Origin of the sequence: Maritalea mobilis, from assembly GCF_004363175.1 — a bacterium.
In the GTDB taxonomy this organism is placed as follows: Bacteria; Pseudomonadota; Alphaproteobacteria; order Rhizobiales; family Devosiaceae; genus Maritalea; species Maritalea mobilis.
This window is the reverse complement of the sequence record NZ_SNYR01000001.1, coordinates 422,014-446,410: the sequence shown is the minus strand read 5'-3', so window position 1 is coordinate 446,410 and position 24,397 is coordinate 422,014. Positions and strand designations below refer to the sequence as shown.

23 protein-coding genes and 2 tRNA genes are annotated in these 24,397 nt (G+C 50.0%); all 25 read left to right on the top strand.

Annotated elements, in window-relative coordinates; translation table 11 throughout:
* Positions 1–43: 43 nt before the first annotated feature.
* The 25 genes from clpX to ATL17_RS01840 all read left to right on the top strand — a co-directional run bounded on the left by clpX (position 44) and on the right by ATL17_RS01840 (position 24,214).
* A complete protein-coding gene (gene clpX, locus ATL17_RS01960; protein WP_133571095.1) occupies positions 44–1,321 on the top strand; it encodes an ATP-dependent Clp protease ATP-binding subunit ClpX in 1,278 nt (425 codons plus the stop codon).
* A 186-nt stretch (positions 1,322–1,507) separates the two neighbouring features.
* On the top strand, positions 1,508–3,940 hold the full coding sequence (gene lon / locus ATL17_RS01955; RefSeq protein ID WP_133571094.1) for an endopeptidase La: 2,433 nt from the start codon (positions 1,508–1,510) through the stop codon (positions 3,938–3,940).
* A gap of 172 nt (positions 3,941–4,112) precedes the next feature.
* Positions 4,113–4,385 carry an HU family DNA-binding protein gene (locus tag ATL17_RS01950; RefSeq protein ID WP_133571093.1) on the top strand — a complete coding sequence of 91 codons (273 nt, stop codon included), beginning with the start codon at positions 4,113–4,115 and terminating at the stop codon, positions 4,383–4,385.
* A gap of 105 nt (positions 4,386–4,490) precedes the next feature.
* Positions 4,491–4,566, top strand: a tRNA-Val gene (locus tag ATL17_RS01945).
* Between the two features lie 151 nt (positions 4,567–4,717).
* Positions 4,718–4,794: transfer RNA gene (locus ATL17_RS01940), tRNA-Asp, on the top strand.
* Positions 4,795–4,924: 130 nt separating this feature from the next.
* A complete protein-coding gene (locus ATL17_RS01935; protein ID WP_133571092.1) occupies positions 4,925–5,443 on the top strand; it encodes an outer membrane protein in 519 nt (172 codons plus the stop codon).
* A 276-nt stretch (positions 5,444–5,719) separates the two neighbouring features.
* Positions 5,720–6,250 carry an outer membrane protein gene (locus ATL17_RS01930; RefSeq protein ID WP_133571091.1) on the top strand — a complete coding sequence of 177 codons (531 nt, stop codon included), beginning with the start codon at positions 5,720–5,722 and terminating at the stop codon, positions 6,248–6,250.
* Between the two features lie 274 nt (positions 6,251–6,524).
* Complete coding sequence (locus tag ATL17_RS01925; protein WP_133571090.1) at positions 6,525–6,890, top strand: NADH-quinone oxidoreductase subunit A; 366 nt, start codon at positions 6,525–6,527, stop codon at positions 6,888–6,890.
* Positions 6,881–7,459 (top strand): NuoB/complex I 20 kDa subunit family protein, encoded by a 579-nt coding sequence (locus ATL17_RS01920; protein ID WP_133571089.1) that lies wholly within the window; start codon positions 6,881–6,883, stop codon positions 7,457–7,459. Before ATL17_RS01925 ends, ATL17_RS01920 begins: the two co-directional genes overlap by 10 nt.
* Before the next feature lie 14 nt (positions 7,460–7,473).
* Entirely contained in the window at positions 7,474–8,076 is a 603-nt protein-coding gene (locus ATL17_RS01915) for an NADH-quinone oxidoreductase subunit C (protein WP_133571088.1), read from the top strand.
* Positions 8,077–8,086: 10 nt separating this feature from the next.
* Positions 8,087–9,277 carry an NADH-quinone oxidoreductase subunit D gene (locus tag ATL17_RS01910; protein ID WP_133571087.1) on the top strand — a complete coding sequence of 397 codons (1,191 nt, stop codon included), beginning with the start codon at positions 8,087–8,089 and terminating at the stop codon, positions 9,275–9,277.
* Positions 9,277–10,317 (top strand): NADH-quinone oxidoreductase subunit NuoE, encoded by a 1,041-nt coding sequence (nuoE, locus tag ATL17_RS01905; protein ID WP_133571086.1) that lies wholly within the window; start codon positions 9,277–9,279, stop codon positions 10,315–10,317. Before ATL17_RS01910 ends, nuoE begins: the two co-directional genes overlap by 1 nt.
* Complete coding sequence (locus ATL17_RS01900) at positions 10,317–10,514, top strand: hypothetical protein (RefSeq protein WP_133571085.1); 198 nt, start codon at positions 10,317–10,319, stop codon at positions 10,512–10,514. The genes nuoE and ATL17_RS01900 overlap by 1 nt, the downstream gene beginning before the upstream one ends.
* The gene (gene nuoF / locus ATL17_RS01895; RefSeq protein WP_133571084.1) at positions 10,514–11,821 is read left to right on the top strand and encodes an NADH-quinone oxidoreductase subunit NuoF; all 1,308 of its coding nucleotides are present in this window, start codon (positions 10,514–10,516) and stop codon (positions 11,819–11,821) included. Before ATL17_RS01900 ends, nuoF begins: the two co-directional genes overlap by 1 nt.
* Positions 11,822–11,833: 12 nt before the next feature.
* Complete coding sequence (gene nuoG, locus ATL17_RS01890; RefSeq protein ID WP_133571083.1) at positions 11,834–13,930, top strand: NADH-quinone oxidoreductase subunit NuoG; 2,097 nt, start codon at positions 11,834–11,836, stop codon at positions 13,928–13,930.
* Positions 13,931–13,940: 10 nt separating this feature from the next.
* Positions 13,941–15,038, top strand: coding sequence for an NADH-quinone oxidoreductase subunit NuoH (nuoH, locus tag ATL17_RS01885; protein WP_133571082.1), 1,098 nt, complete (start codon positions 13,941–13,943; stop codon positions 15,036–15,038).
* 13 nt (positions 15,039–15,051) lie between these two features.
* Positions 15,052–15,540: an NADH-quinone oxidoreductase subunit NuoI gene (nuoI, locus tag ATL17_RS01880; RefSeq protein ID WP_027835261.1), complete on the top strand. Its 489-nt coding sequence runs from the start codon at positions 15,052–15,054 to the stop codon at positions 15,538–15,540.
* A 12-nt stretch (positions 15,541–15,552) separates the two neighbouring features.
* A complete protein-coding gene (locus ATL17_RS01875; RefSeq protein ID WP_133571081.1) occupies positions 15,553–16,161 on the top strand; it encodes an NADH-quinone oxidoreductase subunit J in 609 nt (202 codons plus the stop codon).
* Between the two features lie 12 nt (positions 16,162–16,173).
* The gene (gene nuoK / locus ATL17_RS01870; protein ID WP_133571080.1) at positions 16,174–16,488 is read left to right on the top strand and encodes an NADH-quinone oxidoreductase subunit NuoK; all 315 of its coding nucleotides are present in this window, start codon (positions 16,174–16,176) and stop codon (positions 16,486–16,488) included.
* 4 nt (positions 16,489–16,492) lie between these two features.
* Entirely contained in the window at positions 16,493–18,541 is a 2,049-nt protein-coding gene (gene nuoL, locus ATL17_RS01865) for an NADH-quinone oxidoreductase subunit L (RefSeq protein WP_133571079.1), read from the top strand.
* Positions 18,538–20,058 carry an NADH-quinone oxidoreductase subunit M gene (locus tag ATL17_RS01860; RefSeq protein WP_133571078.1) on the top strand — a complete coding sequence of 507 codons (1,521 nt, stop codon included), beginning with the start codon at positions 18,538–18,540 and terminating at the stop codon, positions 20,056–20,058. Before nuoL ends, ATL17_RS01860 begins: the two co-directional genes overlap by 4 nt.
* A 9-nt stretch (positions 20,059–20,067) precedes the next feature.
* Complete coding sequence (gene nuoN / locus ATL17_RS01855) at positions 20,068–21,516, top strand: NADH-quinone oxidoreductase subunit NuoN (RefSeq protein WP_133571077.1); 1,449 nt, start codon at positions 20,068–20,070, stop codon at positions 21,514–21,516.
* A 26-nt stretch (positions 21,517–21,542) separates the two neighbouring features.
* The gene (locus ATL17_RS01850; RefSeq protein WP_133571076.1) at positions 21,543–22,280 is read left to right on the top strand and encodes a biotin--[acetyl-CoA-carboxylase] ligase; all 738 of its coding nucleotides are present in this window, start codon (positions 21,543–21,545) and stop codon (positions 22,278–22,280) included.
* A gap of 15 nt (positions 22,281–22,295) precedes the next feature.
* A complete protein-coding gene (locus ATL17_RS01845; RefSeq protein WP_133571075.1) occupies positions 22,296–23,960 on the top strand; it encodes a ribonuclease J in 1,665 nt (554 codons plus the stop codon).
* Positions 23,961–23,965: 5 nt separating this feature from the next.
* The gene (locus ATL17_RS01840; protein ID WP_133571074.1) at positions 23,966–24,214 is read left to right on the top strand and encodes a DUF1467 family protein; all 249 of its coding nucleotides are present in this window, start codon (positions 23,966–23,968) and stop codon (positions 24,212–24,214) included.
* The last annotated feature ends 183 nt before the right edge of the window (positions 24,215–24,397 follow it).

Genomic DNA, 24,397 nt, shown 5'->3' with positions numbered 1-24,397 from the left:
TTTAAAAATATGCTGCTAAAAATGCACATTCAGGAGTGCTTTAATGACAAAAGATAACGGTAACGGCGACAGCTCAAAAAATACGCTTTACTGCTCATTCTGCGGTAAATCCCAGCATGAAGTGCGCAAGCTAATTGCCGGACCTACCGTTTTCATCTGCGATGAGTGTGTTGAGCTTTGCATGGATATCATCCGTGAAGAGAATAAATCTTCTACGGTGAAGTCCTCAGATGGCGTGATGGCACCGGCAGAAATCTGCGAAGTGCTTGACGATTATGTGATTGGGCAAGCCCGGGCAAAACGCGTTTTGTCAGTGGCGGTGCACAACCATTATAAGCGCTTGAACCATGCGACGAAAAATCAGGACATTGAGTTGGCCAAGTCCAACATTTTGCTGATTGGTCCAACTGGTTGCGGTAAAACCTATTTGGCGCAAACATTGGCGCGCATCATTGATGTACCGTTCACCATGGCTGACGCCACCACTTTGACTGAAGCCGGTTATGTGGGTGAAGACGTAGAAAACATCATCCTCAAGCTGTTGCAGGCTTCTGACTACAATGTTGAGAAAGCGCAGCGCGGTATCGTTTATATCGATGAGGTGGACAAGATTTCTCGGAAGTCTGACAACCCATCCATCACTCGTGACGTTTCAGGCGAGGGTGTTCAACAGGCTTTGTTGAAAATCATGGAAGGCACCGTGGCAAGTGTGCCGCCGCAAGGTGGACGTAAGCACCCGCAGCAGGAGTTCCTGCAAGTGGACACAACGAACATCCTGTTCATTGTGGGTGGTGCTTTTGCGGGGCTTGAAAAAGTTATTGCTGAGCGTGGTGAGCACAGCTCAATTGGTTTTGATGCCGAAGTGAGCGATCCGAAAGATCGTCGTTTGGGTGAAGTGTTTGCTGAAGTTGAGCCAGAAGATTTGGTGAAGTTCGGTTTGATCCCAGAATTTATTGGCCGTTTGCCTGTGATCGCAACATTGGAAGATTTGGACGAGGGTGCCCTTGTTCAGATTTTGACAGAGCCGAAGAACGCGCTCGTTCGCCAATATCAGCGCTTGTTCCAGATGGAAGATGTTGAACTGACCTTCCATGACGATGCGCTTGCAGCGATTGCTCGCCAAGCGATTGAGCGGAAAACAGGTGCTCGTGGTTTGCGTTCCATCATGGAAGGCATTTTGCTCGACACTATGTATGACCTTCCATCGCTAGAAGGCGTGGAAGAAGTTGTGATCAGCGAAGATGTGGTTGAGGATAAGGACGCACGTCCCCTCTATATCTATGCTGACCGCAAAGAAGAAGAGCTGGAAGCCGGCGCGTAAAGTTTTGTGATTTGGCCCTGCAAAGCACTTGTAGGGCCGCCAAAACTTCCTATCTAATAGTTTCAATGAGTCTTGGTGCGTCCGTGCATGGGCGTGGCCATTTGCGTGACCCATTGTCGGTCCAGAACAGGGTTGGTTTCGCCGCTTTATTTGGGAAATCAATTCTGGTTGATGAAAGGAATTTTTATGTCCGAATCCAAGACAACTGAACTTGATTTGGCTCCAGGCGAAAGCCGGGTTTATCCCGTTTTGCCTTTGCGCGACATCGTGGCCTTCCCAGGCATGATTGTGCCGCTATTTGTGGGACGCGAAAAATCTGTAAAAGCACTTGAAGAAGTGATGCGTGACGACAAGAACATTCTTGTTGTGACCCAAAAGAATGCGCAAGAAGACGACCCTTCACCAGAAGACGTGTTTGACGTGGGCACCATTGCCTCTGTGCTGCAATTGCTGAAATTGCCGGATGGCACTGTGAAGGTTTTGATTGAAGGCTTGTCACGCGCCAGCATCGAAGAATTTGTACGTACTGACGAATATTACGAAGCCAAAGCGACAGCGATGGAAACCGAAGAGCATGACGAAGTTGAGGCGGAAGCCTTGGCACGCTCTGCGGTGAATGAGTTTGAAAATTACGTCAAGCTGAACAAAAAAGTGTCGCCAGAAGTGGTGGGCGCGGTATCGCAGATTGAGGAACATTCGAAACTTGCCGATACAATCGCCTCACATTTGGCTGTGAAGATCCAAGACAAGCAGGATATTTTGTCGATTACATCAGTGCCGGGGCGCTTAGAGCGCGTTTTGGAACTGATGGAAGGCGAAATTGGTGTTCTGCAAGTTGAAAAACGTATCCGCACCCGCGTGAAGCGGCAGATGGAGAAAACTCAGCGTGAATATTATTTGAATGAGCAAATGAAGGCCATTCAGAAAGAGCTGGGTGATTCTGAAGATGGCGCGGACGAGCTGACAGAGCTTGAAGAGCGGATCAAAAAGACCAAATTGTCGAAAGAGGCGAAGGACAAGGCCAAGGCAGAGCTGAAAAAGCTTAAAGCCATGAGCCCGATGTCTGCCGAAGCGACGGTTGTGCGCAACTATCTTGATTGGTTGCTTGGTTTGCCTTGGGGCAAAAAATCAAAGATCAAGCGCGATCTGAACTTCTCACAAGAGGTGTTGGATCACGATCACTATGGTCTTGAGAAAGTTAAAGAGCGGATCATTGAATATCTTGCTGTGCAAAGCCGCACGGGCAAGCTGAAAGGTCCGATTCTTTGTCTTGTTGGCCCTCCAGGTGTGGGTAAAACCTCACTTGGTAAATCCATTGCGAAGGCCACCGGGCGGGAATTTGCCCGCATGTCTTTGGGTGGTGTGCGCGACGAAGCTGAGATTCGTGGCCACCGTCGGACCTATATTGGTTCGATGCCGGGCAAAGTGATTCAGTCTATGAAGAAGGTTGGCAAATCTAACCCAATGTTCTTGCTCGATGAGATCGACAAGATGGGGATGGATTTCCGCGGTGACCCAAGTTCCGCTTTGCTGGAAGTGTTGGACCCAGAACAAAATAACAGCTTCTCAGATCATTATCTGGAAGTGGATTTTGATTTGTCTGATGTGATGTTCATCACCACAGCCAACACGCTGAACATTCCGGGCCCATTGCTCGACCGGATGGAGATTATCCGTCTGTCTGGCTACACAGAAATCGAAAAGATGGAAATTGCCCGTCAGCATTTGATTCCTGAAGCCATTAAAGAGCACGGTTTGGAAACGTCAGAGATCGCATTGCCAGATAAAGGCCTCGAATTTTTGATTCGTCGGTACACACGAGAAGCTGGTGTGCGTAATTTGAAGCGCGAAGTTGCGAATCTGATGCGTAAAGCGGTGACCGAATTGATGATGGATGAGAAAAAGAAGTCCATCATGCTCGATGTGGAAAAGATCGAAGAATATTTGGGCCCACCAAAGCATCGCTATGGTGAAATTGAGCTTGATCCTCAAGTTGGCGTGGTGACAGGCCTTGCCTGGACCCAAGTTGGCGGCGAAATGCTAACCATTGAGGGGGTAATGACCCACGGTAAAGGCAAAATGACCGTGACTGGCAACTTGAAGGACGTGATGAAAGAATCAATTTCAGCTGCGGCCACCTATGTGCGGTCTCGTGCTGTTGATTTCGGCATTGAACCGCCGAAATTTGATTCGCGTGACATTCACGTGCACGTGCCAGAAGGGGCAACGCCAAAAGACGGCCCTTCAGCCGGTATTGGCATGGCAACAGCCATCGTTTCCGTAATGACAGGCATTCCGGTGCGTCACGATGTGGCGATGACGGGTGAAATCACCTTGCGAGGCCGTGTGCTGCCAATTGGTGGGCTTAAAGAGAAGCTTTTGGCTGCGTTGCGCGGGGGAATCAAAAAAGTACTGATTCCCGAAGAAAATGTGCGCGACCTGACAGAGGTGCCTGACATTGTGAAAGAGGGGCTTGAAATTGTTCCTGTGAAGCAAATGGAAGAGGTTCTCAAACACGCTCTGGTTGAAGTGCCAGAGCCGATTGAGTGGGACTTTGAGGCCTATGCGGCCAGCAAAGAAGCCGAAAAAGGCGAGGGCTCTTCAGTGGTTGCACACTAGGGTTTTCCACAATTTCAGTGATTTGGAGCGGGAAAGGCGACTTTTCCGCTCTTTTTTTGCCTAAAAACCCTCGGAAATCGCCGGATTTCCTTGCGTTTGCCAAAGAATCGTCAAAAGGTTCATGCGTATTGCCTGACAAAAGTAAGTCGGGCCAAAAAATGAGGATGGACTAATGAACAAAAATGATTTGGTCGCTGCAACAGCGGAAAAAGCTGGTTTGACTAAAGCAGACGCCGCAAGCGCAGTAGACGCTGTTTTTGAGGCGATTACAGGCACATTGAAAGATGGCAACGAAGTTCGCTTGGTTGGCTTTGGCACATTTGCGGTTTCTCACCGTAAAGCCACAAAAGGCCGTAACCCAGCTACTGGCGCTGAAATTGATATCCCAGCGACAAATGTACCAAAATTCAAGCCTGGTAAGCAGCTCAAAGACGCTGTGAACTAGTCTAAGCAAATTTTTTTGCATTTTTTTGAAGGTCTCGGTGAAAATCGAGACCTTTTTTGTTGACGAGCGCGAAAGAACACACTAAACGATGCATCACCAAACGGGGGGCGGTTAGCTCAGTTGGTAGAGCGCTTCGTTTACACCGAAGATGTCGGGAGTTCGAGTCTCTCACCGCCCACCATTTTGGTACCAAGTCGTGGTTCGACAAAGTTGGATAAAAGAAATTATTTCTCTTTGAAAACAATGTCATAAAGATTGAAAATGGCGCTTGACAGAAGGTGCTAATCAGTTTTAAACCACGCGCACTCTTTGACGAGAACTTTCTCTTTAAAGGGGGTGTAGCTCAGTTGGTTAGAGCGCTGGCCTGTCACGCCAGAGGTCGCGGGTTCGAGTCCCGTCACTCCCGCCATTTTTCCTTAAAATGTCGGTTTACATAACTTCCGCAGCAGATGCTTTGGTTGGATTAGCCCGTTCGTCATTTGACTCTTTTTAAACTCAAGCGTAATTTTACGTTTAGTTAATAAAAGGGTGAGGCTAAAATGTATAAATCTGTTTTGCTGGCAACGACCATGATTGCCACCGGGGTTGCTGCTGCCAGTGCAGCCGATCCAATTATCTACACACAACCTGCACCGGTTGTGACTTCTTCAACATTTGACTGGGATCGTTTTTATATCGGTCTAAGCGCAGGCGGTATGAACGATGGCACTCAATATGTAGGTGTTGGCGGGCTTGCCGGCCTGAACATGCAGTCTGGTGATTGGGTATTTGGTTTGGAAGTGCAGGGTACCGCCTATTACAACGGCGGAGCATATTCTGGTGCGTTGTATGACGTATTTGGCCGTGCGGGTTACCTTGTAGCGCCTGAGGCTCTTATTTATGCTTCTGGTGGCGTTGTATTCAATGACAGCGGTAGCACGTTTGCAGGCATTGGTGGCGGTATTGAATTTGCCGTACATGACAATGTGACATTCGGCGGTGAATATACGTATATTACTGATGGTGGTGGCACCACAGGCCACGTGTTTGACGCCAAAATGAGATGGTACTTTAACTAATCCCGCTCGTTTTTCATTACGCAGTTTTGTCACACCGTTTTTAGCGGTGTGGCATTTTTACACTTTGTTATCCATGAATCTCTTTTGCCACATTTCAGACTAAATACGGTCATCTTTTGCCTATAAGTTTGAGTCGTAGGTGATCAGGGAACCTTTGCGCTTAAATTTGCGCGCAAATTTTTAAAAATGCGATGGAACTTTATGTTCTGCTGTTGCGTTTTGGAAATTGGAACCCATATGCCGAGAGTAACGCTTAAGAGAGCCATGGAGGCAATTATGAGCATTTTGAAGAAAATTTCCCTTGCTGCACTTGCAACTGCAGCAATGACGGCAGGCGCGTCCGCTGCGGACCCTGTGATTGATTATACACCAGCACCTGCACAGCCTGCATATTCTGATCCTGGTTTTGACTGGAATCGTTTTTATGCTGGTGTGAACGGCGCTTATGTAAATGCAGCATCAGACGTTTGGGGCATTGGTGCTCTTGCTGGTATGAACACACAGTTCGACCAGATGGTGTTTGGTTTCGAAGTTTCAGCGCAAGCTAACTATGATGGCGGCACATATTATGGCGCTCAGTATGACCTAACCGGTCGTGCGGGTTACTTGGTATCTGACGATGTGTTGCTTTACGGTGTTGGTGGTATCGGCCATCACTTCGGCGATGCTGTTGGTATCGCTGGTGCTGGTATCGAGTTTGCCGTATCTGACGACGTGACCATTGGTTCTGAATACAATTGGTCATTCACAGACATGGGCACTTCAAGCCACGCAATTGATGCGAAAGCACGTTGGTACTTCAACTAGGTTGAATGCACACAACAAAGTGTTTGAAGGAGCGTTCCGAAAGGAGCGCTCTTTTTTTTATGAGTTAAAAAATCAAGTTTTTTAAACTATTTACGCTGTCTGCCTAATTTGGTTTGATTGGGGAGATAATTTAAAAATTTCAAGCTAAAGCCCTTGAAACCGTTAGGGCGTTGGCGTAAGCCGTACCAAATCAAAGTTTCGGCTCATTTCGGTGAGTCTGACTTGGAACAAATTCTTTGGCTGAGTTTCAGCTGTCAAAAAAGGCAAAGCAATTATGACCGAATTGCTCTCTCAGTATCTGCCAGTGATCATTTTTGTTGGATTGTCCGCAGTGATCGGTTTGGCGCTTTTGGTTGCCCCATTCATTATTGCCATTAAGCGGCCAGATCCTGAAAAGGTATCTGCCTATGAATGTGGTTTTGAAGCATTTGATGATGCGCGGATGAAGTTCGACATTCGCTTCTATCTTGTCGCCATCTTGTTCATCATTTTTGACCTTGAGGTCGCCTTCCTCTTCCCTTGGGCGGTTGCGTTTAAGGATGTGGGTTGGTTCGGCTTCTGGGCCATGATGATTTTCTTGGGCGTTTTGACCATTGGCTTTATCTATGAATGGCGCAAAGGGGCGTTGGAATGGGATTAGAAAATAATTCAACTTTGGTTGCGCCGCAGCCAAAAGGTATTATCGACCCCAAGACCGGCAAGCCGATTGGGGCAGATGATCCGTTTTTCCTAGATGTGAACGACCAGTTGGCTGATAAGGGCTTTTTGGTAACCGCGACCGATGATTTGATCAATTGGGCGCGGACTGGCTCGTTAATGTGGATGACATTTGGTTTGGCATGCTGCGCTGTTGAAATGATGCAGATGTCTATGCCGCGCTATGATGCGGAACGGTTTGGTTTTGCGCCGCGGGCATCCCCACGTCAATCTGACGTGATGATCGTTGCGGGTACGCTGACGAACAAAATGGCGCCAGCTTTGCGCAAGGTTTATGACCAAATGCCAGAACCGCGCTATGTGATTTCCATGGGCTCTTGCGCCAATGGCGGCGGTTATTATCACTATTCATATTCTGTTGTGCGCGGTTGTGACCGCGTGGTGCCGGTAGATATTTATGTGCCTGGTTGCCCTCCAACAGCAGAAGCGTTGCTTTATGGCGTATTGCTTTTGCAAAAGAAGCTGCGTCGTACCGGCACAATTGAGCGATAAGGGGTAGGGGGCAAATGGATTCTTCCCTTTCAGAACTTGGCGAATATATCAGCGCGAAGCTGCCAGAAGCAGTGCAATCGGTTGAGAGCAGCTTTGGGGAACTGACCCTGAATGTGACCACCGATTCAATTGTTGAAGTGGCGCGTTTGCTGCGTGACGACAATCAGTGTCAATTTAGCTGCATCATCGATATTTGCGGTGTGGATTACCCACAGCGTGTTGATCGTTTTGATGTGGTTTATCACTTTTTGAGCCCAACACAGAATTTGCGTATTCGTGTGAAGCTAAAAACAGATGAGGACACCCCTGTACCTTCAATTTGTGAAGTGTATCCGGGTGCTGATTGGTTCGAGCGTGAAGCCTACGACATGTATGGCATTTTGTTCGTCAATCACCCTGATCTTCGTCGGTTGTTGACCGATTACGGTTTTGAAGGGTTCCCTTTGCGCAAAGACTTCCCGCTGACCGGCTTTGTTGAAGTGCGTTACAATGAAGAGTTGCAGCGCGTTGTGTATGAGCCAGTGAAGCTGACGCAAGAATTCCGCTCATTTGACTATTTGTCACCTTGGGAAGGCACAGATTATGTGCTGCCTGGTGATGAAAAGGCACAAGGTTGAGGATCGTATTATGAGCGAAGCGCAACTTAGAAATTTTAACATCAACTTTGGTCCTCAGCACCCGGCAGCACATGGCGTTCTGCGTTTGGTGCTTGAGTTGGACGGCGAAGTTGTTGAGCGGGTTGACCCGCATGTGGGCTTGTTGCACCGCGGCACTGAAAAGCTGATTGAGCACAAAACCTATTTGCAGGCTGTGCCATATTTCGATCGCTTGGACTATGTGGCGCCGATGAACCAAGAGCATGCTTTTGCCTTGGCTGTTGAACGCTTGCTGGGCATTACAGTGCCAAAGCGTGGCCAATTGATCCGCGTGCTTTATTCGGAAATTGGCCGGATTTTGAACCATTTGCTGAACGTGACCACCCAAGCGATGGACGTTGGTGCGCTGACGCCGCCATTGTGGGGCTTTGAAGAGCGCGAAAAGCTGATGATTTTTTATGAGCGTGCCTGTGGCGCACGCATGCACGCAGCTTATGTGCGTCCCGGTGGTGTGCACCAAGATCTAGCGCCTGAACTGATCGACGATATTGAAGCATGGTGCGACCCATTTTTGGACGTGCTGGACGATATTGAAGGCCTGTTGACTGATAACCGTATTTTCAAACAGCGGAACGTGGATATCGCCACCGTGAAGCTTGAAGATGCGTGGGCATGGGGCTTTTCTGGCGTGATGGTGCGCGGTTCCGGTGCGAAATGGGATTTGCGCAAGAGCCAACCTTACGAGTGCTATGACGAGCTGGAGTTCGACATTGCGATTGGTAAGAATGGCGACTGCTATGACCGTTATTTGGTACGCATGGAAGAAATGCGCCAGTCCGTAAAGATCATGAAGCAATGTATTGATTTGTTGCGTTCACCGGATGGGCAAGGCCCAATTTCTTCGGTTGATGGCAAGATTGTGCCACCGAAGCGCGGTGAGATGAAGCAATCAATGGAAGGGTTGATCCACCACTTTAAACTTTACACTGAGGGCTACAAAGTGCCTGAAGGCGAAGTTTATGCGGCAGTGGAAGCACCCAAAGGCGAGTTTGGCGTTTATCTGGTGTCTGACGGCAGCAATAAGCCATATCGCTGTAAAATTCGTGCGCCCGGATTTGCGCATATGTCGGCCATGGACTTTTTGAGCCGTGGTCACATGTTGGCTGACGTGTCAGCCATTATTGGTACTCTTGATATCGTTTTTGGCGAGGTGGATCGCTAATGTCTGTTCGTCGTCTCGCAGAAGATCACATTCAACCGCAAGAATTTGCGTTTAATGCCGACAATAAAAAGTGGGCTAAGCAAACCATTGCGAAATATCCAAAAGGCCGCCAGCAATCTGCTGTTATTCCGCTGTTGATGCGGGCGCAGGAGCAAGATGGTTGGGTGACTAAGGCTGCGATTGAGCATGTCGCTGACATGCTTGAGATGCCTTATATCCGCGTTTTGGAAGTTGCGACCTTCTATACTCAATTTCAGTTGAAGCCTGTTGGCACCAAAGCGCATATCCAAGTGTGTGGCACCACACCTTGTATGTTGCGCGGTTCTGGCGATTTGATCAAAGTTTGCAAAAGCAAGATCAATGCGCAGCCGTTTGAAACCAATGAAGCGGGCACGCTTTCATGGGAAGAGGTTGAGTGTTTGGGCGCATGTGTGAATGCGCCAATGGTCATGGTGTTTAAAGACACTTATGAAGATTTGACCCCTGAACGTTTCGAAGAAATGATTGACGAGTTTGAAGCGGGCAAAGAGGTTAAAACCGGCCCGCAGATTGATCGTCAATTTGCGGCACCGGAAGGTGGCCATGTGACGTTGACTGATGTGCCGGCGAAAAAGCCTGCGGCACGTAAGCCAGCCACAAAGAGCGCGACGAAGGCATCTGCACCTAAACCAACTGCGAAAGAAAAAGCAGAAGAGCCGGGCGCAGATGTGAAAAAGCCAAGCAAGACAGCGAAGAAAGCTGCTGCCAAGGCTGATGACGCGCGGATGAAGGCACCATTGTTTGATGCACCTGAAGGCCAAAAAGATGATCTGAAACTGATCTCTGGTGTTGGCCCTGTGCTTGAAGGCAAATTGAATGATTTGGGCATCACAACTTATGCACAAGTGGCAAAGCTGACTAAAAAGCAAATTGCCGAAGTGGATGATCGCCTGAGCTTTAAAGGCCGGATTGAACGCGATGATTGGAAAGCGCAAGCCAAAGCATTGGCAAAAGGCGGCGCGGAAGAATATCGCAAAGTCTTTGGTAAGGATCCACGCTAATGGCTGAACGTTTCATGGGCATAGAGTTAAATGCGAATAACATCATGTTGGCGATTGCCTTCATGGTGGGCACTTATATCGCGATCCGCTTGATTGCGTTTTTTGCTGCCTTTCTCACAAGTGGCTTTTTCGGAATTGTTGTTAGCGCGGCAATCGGATTGGTGTTGTTTTATGCATTCATGCGGGGGCGTCGATAATGCTTACAGATAAAGACCGCATTTTTACCAACCTCTATGGTTTAGGTGATTGGAGCCTTGAAGGCGCGAAAAAGCGCGGCTCTTGGTCACAAACCAAAAGCTTTATTGATAAGGGACGCGACTGGATCACTGATGAAGTGAAGGGTTCTGGTTTGCGCGGTCGTGGGGGCGCTGGCTTCCCGACTGGCCTTAAATGGAGCTTTATGCCCAAGCAAAATGATGGTCGCCCTCACTATTTGGTGGTGAATGCTGACGAATCTGAGCCGGGCACCTGTAAAGACCGCGAAATTATGCGCCATGACCCGCATCACCTTGTTGAAGGGTGTTTGTTGGCTGGCCGCGCCATGGATGCACATCACGCCTTTATTTATGTGCGTGGTGAATTTATTCGCGAGCGCGAGCGTTTGCAGGCTGCTGTTGATCAGGCATATGAAGCCAAATTGATCGGCAAAAATAACGTACATGGTTGGGACTTTGACATTGTGGTGCACCACGGTGCAGGGGCCTATATTTGCGGTGAAGAAACTGCTTTGCTGGAAAGCCTTGAAGGCAAAAAAGGCCAGCCCCGTTTGAAGCCTCCATTCCCAGCGGGTATGGGCCTTTATGGCTGTCCAACCACGGTGAACAATGTTGAATCTATCGCTGTTGTGCCGGAAATTTTGCGGCGCGGCGGATCTTGGTTCGCTGGTTTGGGCCGCGAGAACAACACAGGCTCTAAGCTTTTCTGTGTATCTGGCCATGTGAACACGCCAGCGACATTTGAAGAAGAAATGGGCATCACTTTCGGTGAGTTGATCGACAAGCATTGCGGCGGTATCCGCGGTGGTTGGGATAATTTGCTGGCGGTTATTCCTGGCGGTTCATCTGTGCCTTGTGTGCCGGGTGAAAAAATGCGCGACGCGGTGATGGATTTTGACGGTTTGCGCGAAGTTGGCTCTTCATTGGGCACCGCAGCGGTGATCGTGATGGATAAGAGCACCGACATTATCGCAGCGATTGCGCGGCTTTCTTACTTCTACAAACATGAGAGCTGTGGCCAGTGCACACCTTGTCGGGAAGGCACAGGCTGGATGTATCGTGTGATGGAACGCATGGTGCGCGGTGAAGCGCAAAAACGTGAAATCGACATGCTGTTTGAAGTGACCAAGCAGGTTGAAGGACACACAATCTGTGCGTTGGGCGATGCGGCTGCATGGCCAATTCAAGGTTTGATCCGCAATTTCCGTCCGGTAATTGAAGCGCGGATTGATCAATATACGCACAATGCGAAAGCAGAAGGTGCTGTGCCTTCTGTTGCAGCGGAATAAGGCGGCAAGAGCATGGCCAATATTAAAGTAGACGGTAATGAAATTGAGGTTCCAGATCACTACACGCTGATGCAAGCGTGTGAGGAAGCTGGTGCCGAAATTCCACGTTTTTGTTATCACGAACGGCTTTCAGTGGCAGGCAACTGCCGCATGTGCCTTGTTGAAGTGAAGGGCGGCCCGCCAAAGCCTGCGGCTTCTTGCGCCATGAGTGTGCGCGATTTGCGCCCCGGCCCAAATGGGGAAGCGCCGGAAGTGTTCACCAATACACCAATGGTGAAAAAGGCACGCGAAGGCGTGATGGAATTTTTGCTGATCAACCACCCGCTTGATTGTCCGATTTGTGACCAGGGCGGCGAGTGTGATTTGCAAGACCAAGCCATGGCTTACGGCATGGACAGCTCGCGCTATCAAGAAAATAAGCGCGCGGTGGAAGACAAATATATCGGGCCATTGGTGAAAACCATTATGACCCGCTGTATCCACTGTACACGTTGTGTGCGGTTCACCACCGAAGTGGCTGGCATTTCTGAGCTTGGTTTGATCGGTCGTGGTGAAGATGCAGAAATCACCACTTATCTTGAGCAGGCAATGACATCTGAGTTGCAAGGTAATGTGATTGACCTTTGCCCAGTTGGCGCGTTGACCTCTAAGCCTTATGCCTTCCAGGCGCGGCCATGGGAATTGAACAAGACCGAAAGCGTTGATGTGATGGACGCGGTTGGCTCCAACATTCGTGTTGATAGCCGTGGTCGCGAAGTGATGCGCGTGATGCCACGTGTAAACGAAGCGATCAATGAAGAGTGGATTTCAGACAAAACACGCTTCATTTGGGACGGTTTGAAATCACAACGCCTCGACAAGGTTTACGTGAAAAAGAACCGCAAATTGCAGGCTTCTGATTGGAATGATGCGTTTGCGACTATTGCGCGTGCGGTGAAAAAAGCTGATCCAGCGAAGATCGGCGCTTTGGCCGGTGATCTTGCTGGTGCTGAAGAGATGTATGCGCTTAAGGCGCTGTTGAGCGCTGTTGGGTCAAAAAGCTTCGACTGTCGTCCAGTTGGTTCGGCAATCGAACCTTCTAAAGGTCGCGCAAGCTACATCATGAATGCGGGCATTACCGGCATTGAAGAAGCAGATGCGATTTTGATCGTGGGCAGCGACCCACGCAAAGAAGCTTCTGTTTTGAATGCGCGTATCCGCAAAGCTTGGCGCCAAAACGGCACGCCAATCGCGGTGATCGGCGAAAATGCTGATTTGAAATATGATTATGCCTATCTGGGCACTGGTACTGAAGCCTTGGCGGCTTTGGCAGCGGGTGATGACAAATTTGCAAAAGTGTTGAGCAAAGCCAAACGCCCAATGATCATTGTGGGTGAAGGCGCATTGAGCGGCACAACTGCGAAAGATGTTTTGGCCTTGAGCGCACAAATCGCATCTGACAATGGCGCGTTGAGCGACGATTGGAACGGCTTTGCGGTGTTGCACAATGCAGCGGGCCGTGTTGGCGGTTTGGACGTTGGCTTTGTGCCTGAGCGTGGCGGCATGGATGCGGCCAAGATGCAGGCAGCAGGCAAAAAAGGCGAATTGGACGTTGTGTTCTTGTTGGGCGCTGACAATTACGATTTGAGCGCCTTTGAGAACAGCTTTGTTGTTTATATCGGTTCACACGGTGATCGCGGTGCCCATGCGGCAGACGTGATTTTGCCGGGCTCTGCTTACACAGAGAAAAGCGTGACCTATGTGAACACAGCAGGCACAGTGCAGCGCACCAACCGCGCTGTGTTTGGGCCGGGCGAAGCCAAGGAAGATTGGGCGATTTTGAGGGCATTGAGCGCACATTTGGGTGCCACATTGCCATTCGACAATCTCAACCAGTTGCGCGCCGCAATGTTTGCAGAAGTTCCGCATTTGGCCGTTGTTGAAGGCCCAGTGGAAACAAAGGCTGCTGATGTGGCGAAACTGGCGAAGGTGCCAGCGAAAATCAAAGCTGGTGCTTTGGTATCACCGATTGACGATTTCTATTTGACCAACCCGATTGCACGGGCCTCTAAAGTGATGGCTGAATGTTCGCAATTGGCGCTTGGGCAAGTTAAAGAAGCTGCGGAGTAGGGGCTAGATTATGGATTGGTTACTCCCATCACTTGATTATTTGCTCGGCGTACCCTTTTTGGGGTTGGGCGAACAGATCGGGTTTATTTGGAAAGCGCTCTTGCTGCTGGTAACTTTGCTGGTGTTTGTGGCCTATGTGCTGCTGGCTGACCGTAAAGTTTGGGCAGCAGTGCAAATCCGGCGTGGCCCCAACGTGGTTGGTGCATTCGGTTTGCTGCAAAGCTTTGCTGACCTTTTGAAATTCGTTTTTAAAGAGCCGCTTATTCCTGCTGGCTCTGACAAAGTTGTATTTTTGCTGGCGCCGTTCGTGACCGTTTTGGTGTCGCTGGCGGCATGGGCCGTTGTGCCAATTGATGAAGGATGGGCAATGGCCGACATCAATGTGGGCATTTTGTACATATTGGCGATCTCATCACTTGGCGTTTACGGCGTAATCATGGGTGGTTGGGCATCCAACTCCAAATATCCGTTCTTGGGTGCTTTGCGCTCTGCTGCGCAAATGGTGTCTTACGAAGTATCCATCGGTTTTGTGATCATCACCGTGTTGCTTTGTGTTGGATCTTTGAACCTGACTGACATTGTGATTGCACAAAAAGAGATGGGCTTGGCGCACATGTTGGGCGTGCCTTGGTTGTCTTTCCTCAACTGGTTCTGGCTGCCTTTGTTCCCAATGTTCATCATCTTTTTCATCTCGGCCCTGGCCGAAACAAACCGTCCTCCATTCGATTTGCCGGAAGCTGAATCTGAATTGGTGGCGGGTTTCATGGTGGAATATGGCTCAACCCCTTACATGATGTTCATGTTGGGCGAGTATGTGGCCATTGTGTTGATGTGTGCGTTGACCACGATCCTATTTATGGGCGGCTGGTTACCTCCAATTGATGTGGCGCCGCTGAACTGGATTCCTGGTGCAGTTTGGTTCGTGTTGAAAACCTGCTTGGTGTTCTTCATGTTCGCGATGGTGAAGGCTTTTGTGCCGCGCTACCGCTATGACCAATTGATGCGTTTGGGCTGGAAAGTGTTCTTGCCGATTTCCATCGTAATGATTTTTGCCGTTGCTTTTGTGCTCCAGCTGACTGGCTGGGGTTGGCACGGCGGTATGGCTTAAGGAGAAACGACCAATGCGAGCAATTCAGTTTCTCAACTCGCTGTTGCTGAGAGAGTTTGTTTCGACATTCTTTTTGGCAATGCGCTATTTCTTCAAACCAAAGCCGACCATCAACTATCCGTTTGAAAAAGGCCCGGTTAGCCCACGTTTTCGTGGCGAGCACGCGTTGCGCCGCTATCCCAATGGGGAAGAGCGTTGCATTGCCTGCAAATTGTGTGAAGCGATTTGCCCGGCACAAGCGATCACCATTGAAGCTGGCCCACGCCAGAATGATGGCACACGTCGCACGGTGCGTTATGACATCGATATGGTGAAATGTATTTATTGTGGCTTTTGCCAAGAGGCGTGTCCCGTGGATGCGATTGTGGAAGGGCCAAACTTTGAATTTGCGACTGAAACCCGCGAAGAGCTTTATTTCGACAAGGAGAAGCTTTTGGAAAATGGTGACCGTTGGGAACGTGAGATTGCTGCCAATCTCGCTGCTGACGCGCCATATCGCTAGGAGCTGGATGATATGACCCTTCAACTTGCATTTTTCTATTTGTTTGCAACGGTGGCGATCATCTCCGCAGTGATGGTGATTTCATCGCGGAACCCGGTGCACTCAGTTTTGTTTTTGATCCTCGCTTTTGTGAATGGCGCAGGCATTTTTATGCTGGCTGGGGCTGAGTTCCTGGCGCTATTGCTGATCGTTGTTTATGTGGGCGCGGTGATGGTGTTGTTCCTGTTCGTGGTGATGATGCTCGATATTGACTTTGCCGAATTACGGCAGGGCATTTTGCAATATGCGCCCATCGGGGCATTGATTGGCGGCATTTTGCTGATCGAGCTGATCATGGTGGCCGGATCGTTTGTGATTTCGCCCGAAGTGGCAACGTCAAGCGCGGTGCCATTTGTCGAAGGCATGTCGAACACCGAAGCTTTGGGCAATCTTCTTTACACACGATATGTCTATCTGTTCGAAGCTGCTGGCTTGATTTTGTTGGTGGCGATGATCGGGGCGATCGTTTTGACATTGAAGCACAAGCCGAATGTGAAGCGGCAGGATATTAATGCGCAGGTTGCGCGCAAACGCGAAGATGCTGTCGAAGTGGTCAGCGTCGAAAGCGGCAAAGGGATTTAATTGGGGGCCTAAATGATACCGGATATCGGACTTGGTCATTTTCTGACCGTGGCGGCCATTTTATTTACGCTTGGCGTATTTGGCATATTTCTGAATCGGAAGAATGTGATCATCATTCTCATGTCAGTGGAATTGATCCTTTTGGCAGTTAATATCAATTTTGTGGCCTTTAGTGCCCACCTGCAAGACTTGGCTGGCCAAGTGTTCGCGCTGATGATCCTGACCGTTGCGGCGGCGGAAGCGGCGATTGGCTTGGCGATCCTTGTGGTGTTCTATCGTAACCGCGGCTCTATCGCGGTGGACGATGTCAACGTGATGAAGGGCTAATCGGATGATTTATTCTGCCATTCTCTTTCTCCCGTTGATTGGGGCATTGGTTGCTGGGCTGTTTGGCCGCTCCATCGGGCATAAAGCTGCAGAAATCATCACAACCGGGTTGTTGATGACGGCGGCTTTGCTGTCTTGGGTGGTGTTTGTTGGCATCATGACCGGCGGCGGCGGTGAGCACGGTGCCGAAGCGGCGCATGGTGCTGAAGCTGCTGCTGACCATGGGTTCATGGCGGCGGAAGCGGTTAAGGTGACCTTGTTCCGCTGGATCGACACTGCTGGGCTTGACCTTTACTGGATGATCCGTGTCGACACATTGACTGCTGTTATGTTGGTGGTGGTGACCACGGTATCTTCTTTGGTACACCTTTATTCAATCGGCTATATGCATGAAGATCCGCACCGCGCACGCTTCTTTGCTTATTTGTCTTTGTTTACGTTCGCCATGTTGATGCTGGTGACTGCTGACAACTTCCTGCAAATGTTCTTTGGCTGGGAAGGCGTTGGCTTGGCGTCTTACTTGTTGATTGGCTTCTGGTACAAAAAGCCAAGCGCCAATGCGGCGGCGATGAAAGCCTTTATCGTCAACCGCGTGGGTGACTTTGGTTTCATCCTCGGCATTTTTGCTGCGGTGATGATGCTTGGCTCAATTGATTTTGACACTGCATTTGCGCATGTGGCTGACATGGACGGGCAGACCATCAATTTCCTTTGGGGACAATGGGATGCGATGACTGTGATTTGCTTGCTGTTGTTCCTCGGCGCGATGGGTAAATCAGCTCAGTTCTTGCTGCACACTTGGTTGCCAGATGCGATGGAAGGCCCGACACCTGTGTCTGCCTTGATCCACGCGGCGACAATGGTGACTGCTGGTGTATTCATGGTGGCACGTTTGTCACCTATGTTCGAAGCTTCGCCAACGGCACTGACAGTTGTGACTGTGATCGGCGCAATCACCGCATTCTTCGCAGCGACAGTTGGTTTGGTGCAGAACGACATTAAGCGCGTGATTGCTTATTCAACCTGTTCTCAGCTTGGCTATATGTTTGTGGCGCTTGGGGTAGGGGCTTATTCAGCTGGTGTGTTCCACTTGTTCACGCACGCTTTCTTTAAAGCCTTGTTGTTCTTAGGTGCTGGTTCTGTGATCCATGCCATGCATCACGAGCAAGATATGCGCAAAATGGGCGGCATTAAGAACAAAGTGCCTGTGACCTATTGGATGATGATGATCGGTACCTTGGCGCTGACCGGCGTTGGCTTGCCATTCCATCTTGTGTCTGATGCGTTGCCGAACCTTGGTTTCGCTGGCTTCTTCTCTAAAGACGCCATTATCGAAGCCGCTTATGGCGCGCATACTGAAGCAGGGAACTTCGCGTTCTATCTTCTAGTGATCGCAGCCTTGTTCACAAGCTTCTATTCATGGCGCTTGGTGCATTTGACCTTCCACGGCAAAACACGTGCGTCAAAAGAAGTGTTTGACCATGCACATGAAAGCCCGAATGTGATGCTGATCCCGCTCTATGTTTTGGCGGTTGGCGCAGTGCTTTCAGGTATCGTGTTCTATGATAGCTTCTTTGGCCATGCTGAGCATGTTCAAGCCTTCTTCCAAGGCTCAGTTGTTGTGGATGCGGAAATCATTGATGCAGCGCACCATGTTCCAACTTGGGTGAAACTATCTGCAACCTTTGCGATGATCTTGGGCTTTATCATGGCGTGGTGGTTCTATATCGCCAAGCCAGAATTGCCGAAGGCATTGGCAAAAGAGCATTCCGGTCTTTATGCCTTCCTGCTCAACAAATGGTACTTTGATGAACTCTATGACTTCATCTTTGTTCGTCCGGCCAAATGGCTTGGTCGTGTGTTGTGGCGCGGGTTCGATGACTGGTTTGTGGATGGCATCATTGTTGGCGGTTTGGCGCGACGCGTTAAAGACGTGACCAATCAGGTTGTGAAACTGCAATCTGGCTATCTTTACCACTATGCATTGGCCATGCTGATTGGCGTGGCTGCACTGATTACCTGGGCGATTGCTGCAGGGGGCCTACTCGGATGAATATTATAAATAACAACATCCTTACGATTCTGACCTTCCTGCCGTTGGTTGGTGTCTTTTTCCTACTGATCGTGCCGGGCAATGATGATCTGGCCAAAAACAATATGCGTCGGATTGCCTTGGCGACCACATTGGTGACCTTTGTGTTCTCCTTGGTGATGTGGGCGATGTTTGATTCATCAAATCCTGGCTTCCAGTTTGTACAAAACTATAGCTGGATTGGCGATGACGTGATCGGCTACCGCATGGGCGTTGACGGGATTTCCATCCTGTTCATCGTTTTGACCGGCCTATTGATGCCAATGTGTGTGTTGGCCAGTTGGGAGTCAGTGCAAAACCGGGTACGCGAATATTTCGTTGCCTTCCTTATCCTCGAATTTTTGATGATCGGTGTGTTTGCCACGCTTGATTTGGCGATGTTCTATGTGTTCTTTGAAGGCGGCTTGATCCCAATGTTCCTGATTATCGGGATTTGGGGCGGCAAGAAGCGTATTCAGGCGAGCTATAAGTTCTTCTTCTATACCTTTATTGGTTCTGTGCTGATGTTGTTGGCTGTTATGGCCATGTATTGGCAAGCGGGCACGTTGGACATTGCGAAACTGCTGCAGTTCAAGTTCTCCTCAGAGTCGCAATATTGGTTATGGCTGGCCTTCTTCGCATCGCTGGCAGTGAAAATGCCAATGTGGCCATTCCACCGTTGGTTGCCAGAAGCGCACGTGGAAGCGCCAACTGCTGGTTCCGTGATCTTGGCTGCGATCTTGCTGAAAATGGGCGGCTACGGCTTCTTGCGGTTCTCATTGCCGATGTTCCCAGAAGCATCTGCTTATTTCTCGAACTTCGTGTTCTTCCTTTCTGTCGCGGCGATCATCATCACTTCGTTGGTGGCCTTGGTGCAGGAAGATATTAAGAAGCTGATTGCTTATTCTTCTGTTGCGCACATGGGCTATGTGACCATGGGTATTTTCGCCGGCAATATGCTGGGCATTCAGGGCGCGATCTTCCAAATGATCTCGCACGGTATTGTTTCAGGCGCTTTGTTCCTTTGTGTCGGTGTGATTTACGACCGTATGCACACCCGTCAGATTGATGCTTATGGCGGCCTTGTGGAGCGCATGCCGAAATATGCCTTTGCCTTTATGGTGTTCACCATGGCCAATGTTGGTTTGCCGGGCACAAGTGGCTTTGTGGGCGAATTCTTGACCTTGATGGGCATTTTCCAAGTGAACACTTGGGTGGCGTTTGGCGCAGCCTTTGGGGTGATCTTCTCCGCAGGTTACGCGTTGTGGCTCTATCGTCGGGTGATTTTCGGCGTGTTGGAAAAAGAGAATTTGAAGGCGATCTTGGATATGAGCCCGCGCGAAATGGCGGTGATTGTACCTTTGATCATCCTCACTATCTTTTTCGGTTTCTATCCAGCGCCAATTCTGGATGCGACCGCCGCGTCTGTTGAGCAGTTGGTCAACCAATATCAAATGAGCCTGGGGCAAATCGGCGCCCTTGCCGAAGTTGCGCACTAGGGGGATATAATGAATTCTGATTTGACTTCTTTTGCAGATCTTGCGCCAGCCTTTCCTGAATTGATGCTGGCGATCGGGGCGATCGTGCTGCTGATGGTTGGGGTGTTCACCTCATCCAAAAACGCCAACCAAGTTGTGCTTGGCATTGCAATGGCGCTTTTGGCGCTAACCGCATTGCTTGAAGTGGCGCACCCTGCGGATGGCGTATTGTTCAACGGTGCGTTTGTACAGGACTCATTTGCCCGGTTCATGAAGGTTCTAGTGCTGATCGGCTCAGCGTTTGCATTGGCGATTTCAGTGTCCAGCGCGGATGAGCACAAGCTCAACAAGTTCGAATATCCAGTGCTGGTGGTGCTGGCGACGCTCGGCATGTTGATGATGATTTCAGCCAATGATTTGATCTCATTGTATGTCGGCCTTGAATTGCAATCTTTGTCACTTTACGTGATCGCTGCCTTCAAGCGCGATTCAAGCAAAGCGACAGAAGCTGGCTTGAAATATTTCGTACTTGGCGCCTTGTCTTCCGGCATGTTGCTTTACGGCTCTTCCATGGTTTACGGCTTTACTGGCCATACGCAGTTGGATGAGATCGCCCGCGCCATTTCATTAGGTGAACCGTCACTTGGCTTGATCGTTGGCTTGGTGTTTGTGATGGCAGGCTTGGCCTTTAAGATTTCTGCTGTGCCATTTCACATGTGGACACCGGACGTTTATCAAGGTGTACCGACACCTGTGACGGCGTTTTTCGCATCTGCGCCGAAAGTGGCGGCGATGGCCTTGTTTGTCCGCGTTGTGTTCGACACATTCGAACCAATTGCGCGCGATTGGCAGCAAATCGTGATCTTCATCTCGATTGCTTCCATGGTGTTGGCGGCGTTTGCAGCCATTGGCCAGAAGAACATTAAGCGACTGATCGCTTATTCTTCAATCGGCCATGTGGGCTTTGCTTTGGTCGGCCTTTCAGCAGGTTCGCAAATCGGGGTGGAAGGCGTTGCCGTTTATATGGCGATTTACCTCACCATGACCCTTGGTTTATTCGCCTGTATCCTCGCCTTGAAGAATGACGAAGGATATGTGGAGCAGATTGATGATTTGGCTGGCTTGGCGCAGTCGCGTCCATTCGTGGCGGCAGGCATTGCTATTATCATGTTCTCTTTGATCGGGTTGCCACCATTGGCTGGCTTCTTTGCGAAGTGGCAAGTGTTCCTAGCAGCGATTGAAGCGCAATTGTTCATTCTTGCGGTGATTGGCGTTTTGGCCAGTGCGGTGAGTGCGTTCTATTATCTGCGTGTGATCAAGGTGATGTATTTCGACGAAGTTGTGCATCAATTTGACGATTCAGCCTTGGCTTTGCGCGTGATTATCGCTTTGGCCGGGTTCTTGATCGTGACCTACTATTTGACACTTGGTGTGCCATTGACCCAATGGGCTCAAACTGCGGCGGGTAGTCTCTTTTAGTGGTTTCGTTAGGTGAACGCGCGCGCTTGGATGGCTATGCATTGCGGCATGTGCCGAGCATAGGCTCCACCAGCGCGACATTGATGCAAGATGCTTTAAACGGGGCCGCTGGCCCCGTTTGGCTTGTGGCCGATGAGCAGGTGGACGGCAAAGGGCGGCGAGGCCGCTTTTGGCATTCGCCCAAAGGCAATCTATACGCGTCTTTATTGCTGATTGATCCGGCACCAGCAGAGCATGTGGCGCAGCTTTCCTTTGTGTTGGCTTTGGCCTTGCGTGACGCGGTGAGCCAAATTGCTGAGGCTCAGGGCGTGACCGGACTTCAAATTGAAGTCAAATGGCCCAATGATCTTATGATCAATGGGAAGAAATGTGCCGGATTGTTGCTGGAAGGTGGCATGAAAGGGCAAAGCCGTTTTGTGGTGATTGGCATGGGGGTGAATTTGAGCTTTCACCCAGATCAATCTAACCATCCGGCAAGTGATTTTGCAGCATTGGGGCTGAACACCTCCACTGCGCATTTTTTCGCTTTTTTATCAGATGCAGTGGCGCAGCGGATTTCCCAATGGGAAGGCGGGCGCAATTTTGCACAAATTCGAGCCGACTGGCTGGCCCATGCATATAAGATGGGCGAAGTCATGCGGATTAATGCCAATGCGGAGAGTTACGAAGCGCGGCTTGAAGGGGTGGACCCGACAGGCGGGTTGATTGTTGACCATATGGGTCGGCAGCGCATCGTCACCGCAGGCGAAATATTCAATTTATAACGGAAGTTTAGTTTTATGCAGGACCAGTTGGTTTTTGTACCTTTAGGCGGCGTTGGCGAGATCGGCATGAATTTCGGTCTTTATGGCTTTGGCGCGCCTGAAAACCGCAAATGGTTGATCGTTGATTGTGGCTTGACCTTTGGTGGGCCAGACCTGCCGGGCATTGAGCTGGTGATGCCTGATGTGCGGTTTTTAGAAGATGAAGTTGAAAATATTGTCGGCATGGTGCTGACCCACGCCCATGAAGACCATTATGGCGGGGTGATGGACCTTTGGCCGATGCTTGAGTGCGATGTTTATGCATCGCCTTTCGCGGCTGAAATGCTGAAGGCAAAAGGCAAAGCCAATAATTTTGGCTATCAGGTGCCAGTGAATGTGGTTCAACAGGGCGCAACGCTTCAGCTGGGGCCATTTAAGGTTGAACTGATCAATGTGGCGCACTCTATTCCTGAAAGCTCTGCGCTTTATATTGAAACGCCAGCAGGCCGTGTGTTGCATACGGGGGACTGGAAGTTAGATCCGTCGCCTGTTGGCAATGCGCCAACAGATGAAAAACGGCTGCGTGAGATCGGTGAAATGGATGCGCCATTGGCGTTGGTGTGCGATAGCACCAATGCAGTGCGTGACGGTGTAAGCCCGGGTGAGGGCGATGTGGCAGAGAGCTTGGAAAAGCTAATCGCTGATGCGCCGAACCGTGTGGCGGTGACGATTTTTGCCTCGAATGTTGGTCGAATGATTTCAATCGCCCGTGCTGCGCAAAAGGCGGGCCGCCATGTGGTGGCTTCTGGTCGTGCCATTCACCGCACGTCAGAGATTGCGCGTGATCTTGGCCTATTTGACGGGATTGAACCCTTTTTGGATCAAGATGCATTTGGCTATTTGCCGCGCGAGAAGGTTTGTTTGATTTGTACTGGCTCGCAAGGGGAATCTCGCGCTGCAATTGCACGGATCGCGCGAGATGATCACCCGGTGTTGACCTTGAATAAGGGTGATCAGGTTATTTTCTCTTCCAAGGCTATTCCTGGCAATGAGAAGGATGTTTTGGACATTCAAAACATGCTGATCAATCAGGGTGTGAAAGTAATCAGCGACAAGGATGCTTTGGTGCATGTGTCTGGCCACCCGCGGCGCGATGAGTTGCGGCAGCTGTATGATTGGCTGAAGCCGAATGTTTTGGTGCCTGTGCACGGTGAAGCGGCGCACTTGGAGGCGCAGGCTGAATTGGGACGCGAAGCTGGCATTCAAGATATTTTATCGATCCGCAATGGCGATATGGCCGTACTTTACCCAGCGCCACAGCGCTTGAAGGATGAAGTGCCGTCTGGTCGCTTATATTTGGATGGTGATATTTTGTGCATGCCGGAGGAAAGCGGCGTGCGTGAGCGGCGCAAACTTAGCTTTGGTGGCGTTATTGCCATTTCAATGGTGATTGATGGCAAAGGCCAATTGCGAGATGCGCCGATGGTTGAGCTTTATGGCTTGCCGCAGCTTGAGGATGAGGACGAAGATTTCAACATTGTGGTGGAAAAGGCCATTGATGGGGTGATCCGTTCCATGCCTGCGAAGAAGCGCGGTGCCATTGAGGTGCTGGGTGAGGCGGTGCGACGTGCTGTCCGCTCGGAAGTCAATCAATTTTGGGGTAAGAAGCCCATCGTCAAAGTTTTTGTCCATAAGGTGTAGGTCAAATGGGTCTTGTTTCTTCTATCGCGCTTTACTTCGTTTTGTGGTGGCTGTGCTTTTTTGTGGCGCTGCCCATCGGCAATCATTCGCATGTGGAGCAGGACCTGGCCGTTGATAAAGGCTCTGAAGCGGCAGCGCCGGTTAAGCCGCATCTGTTGAAAAAGATGCTGGCGTCCACCGTGATCGCGTTTGGCTTGTTGATGCTGACCCAATGGATTTTGGCGCAGCCTGGCTTGCAGTATTACTGGAAGTAATTGTTGTAAGGCTTTGAAATCAATAAAAAACAGGGCCGGAGCCCTGTTTATTAGTTTCGCGACAAATCGTTGGACTTACTCAAGCTAATTAAAGCGAGGCCAACGTTCCTCCCTAGACCTTGTCAGCGTATACGGGGCCGCCATATTGTCGCAGGCCCTCTTATTGGGAATGGACCCTAACAA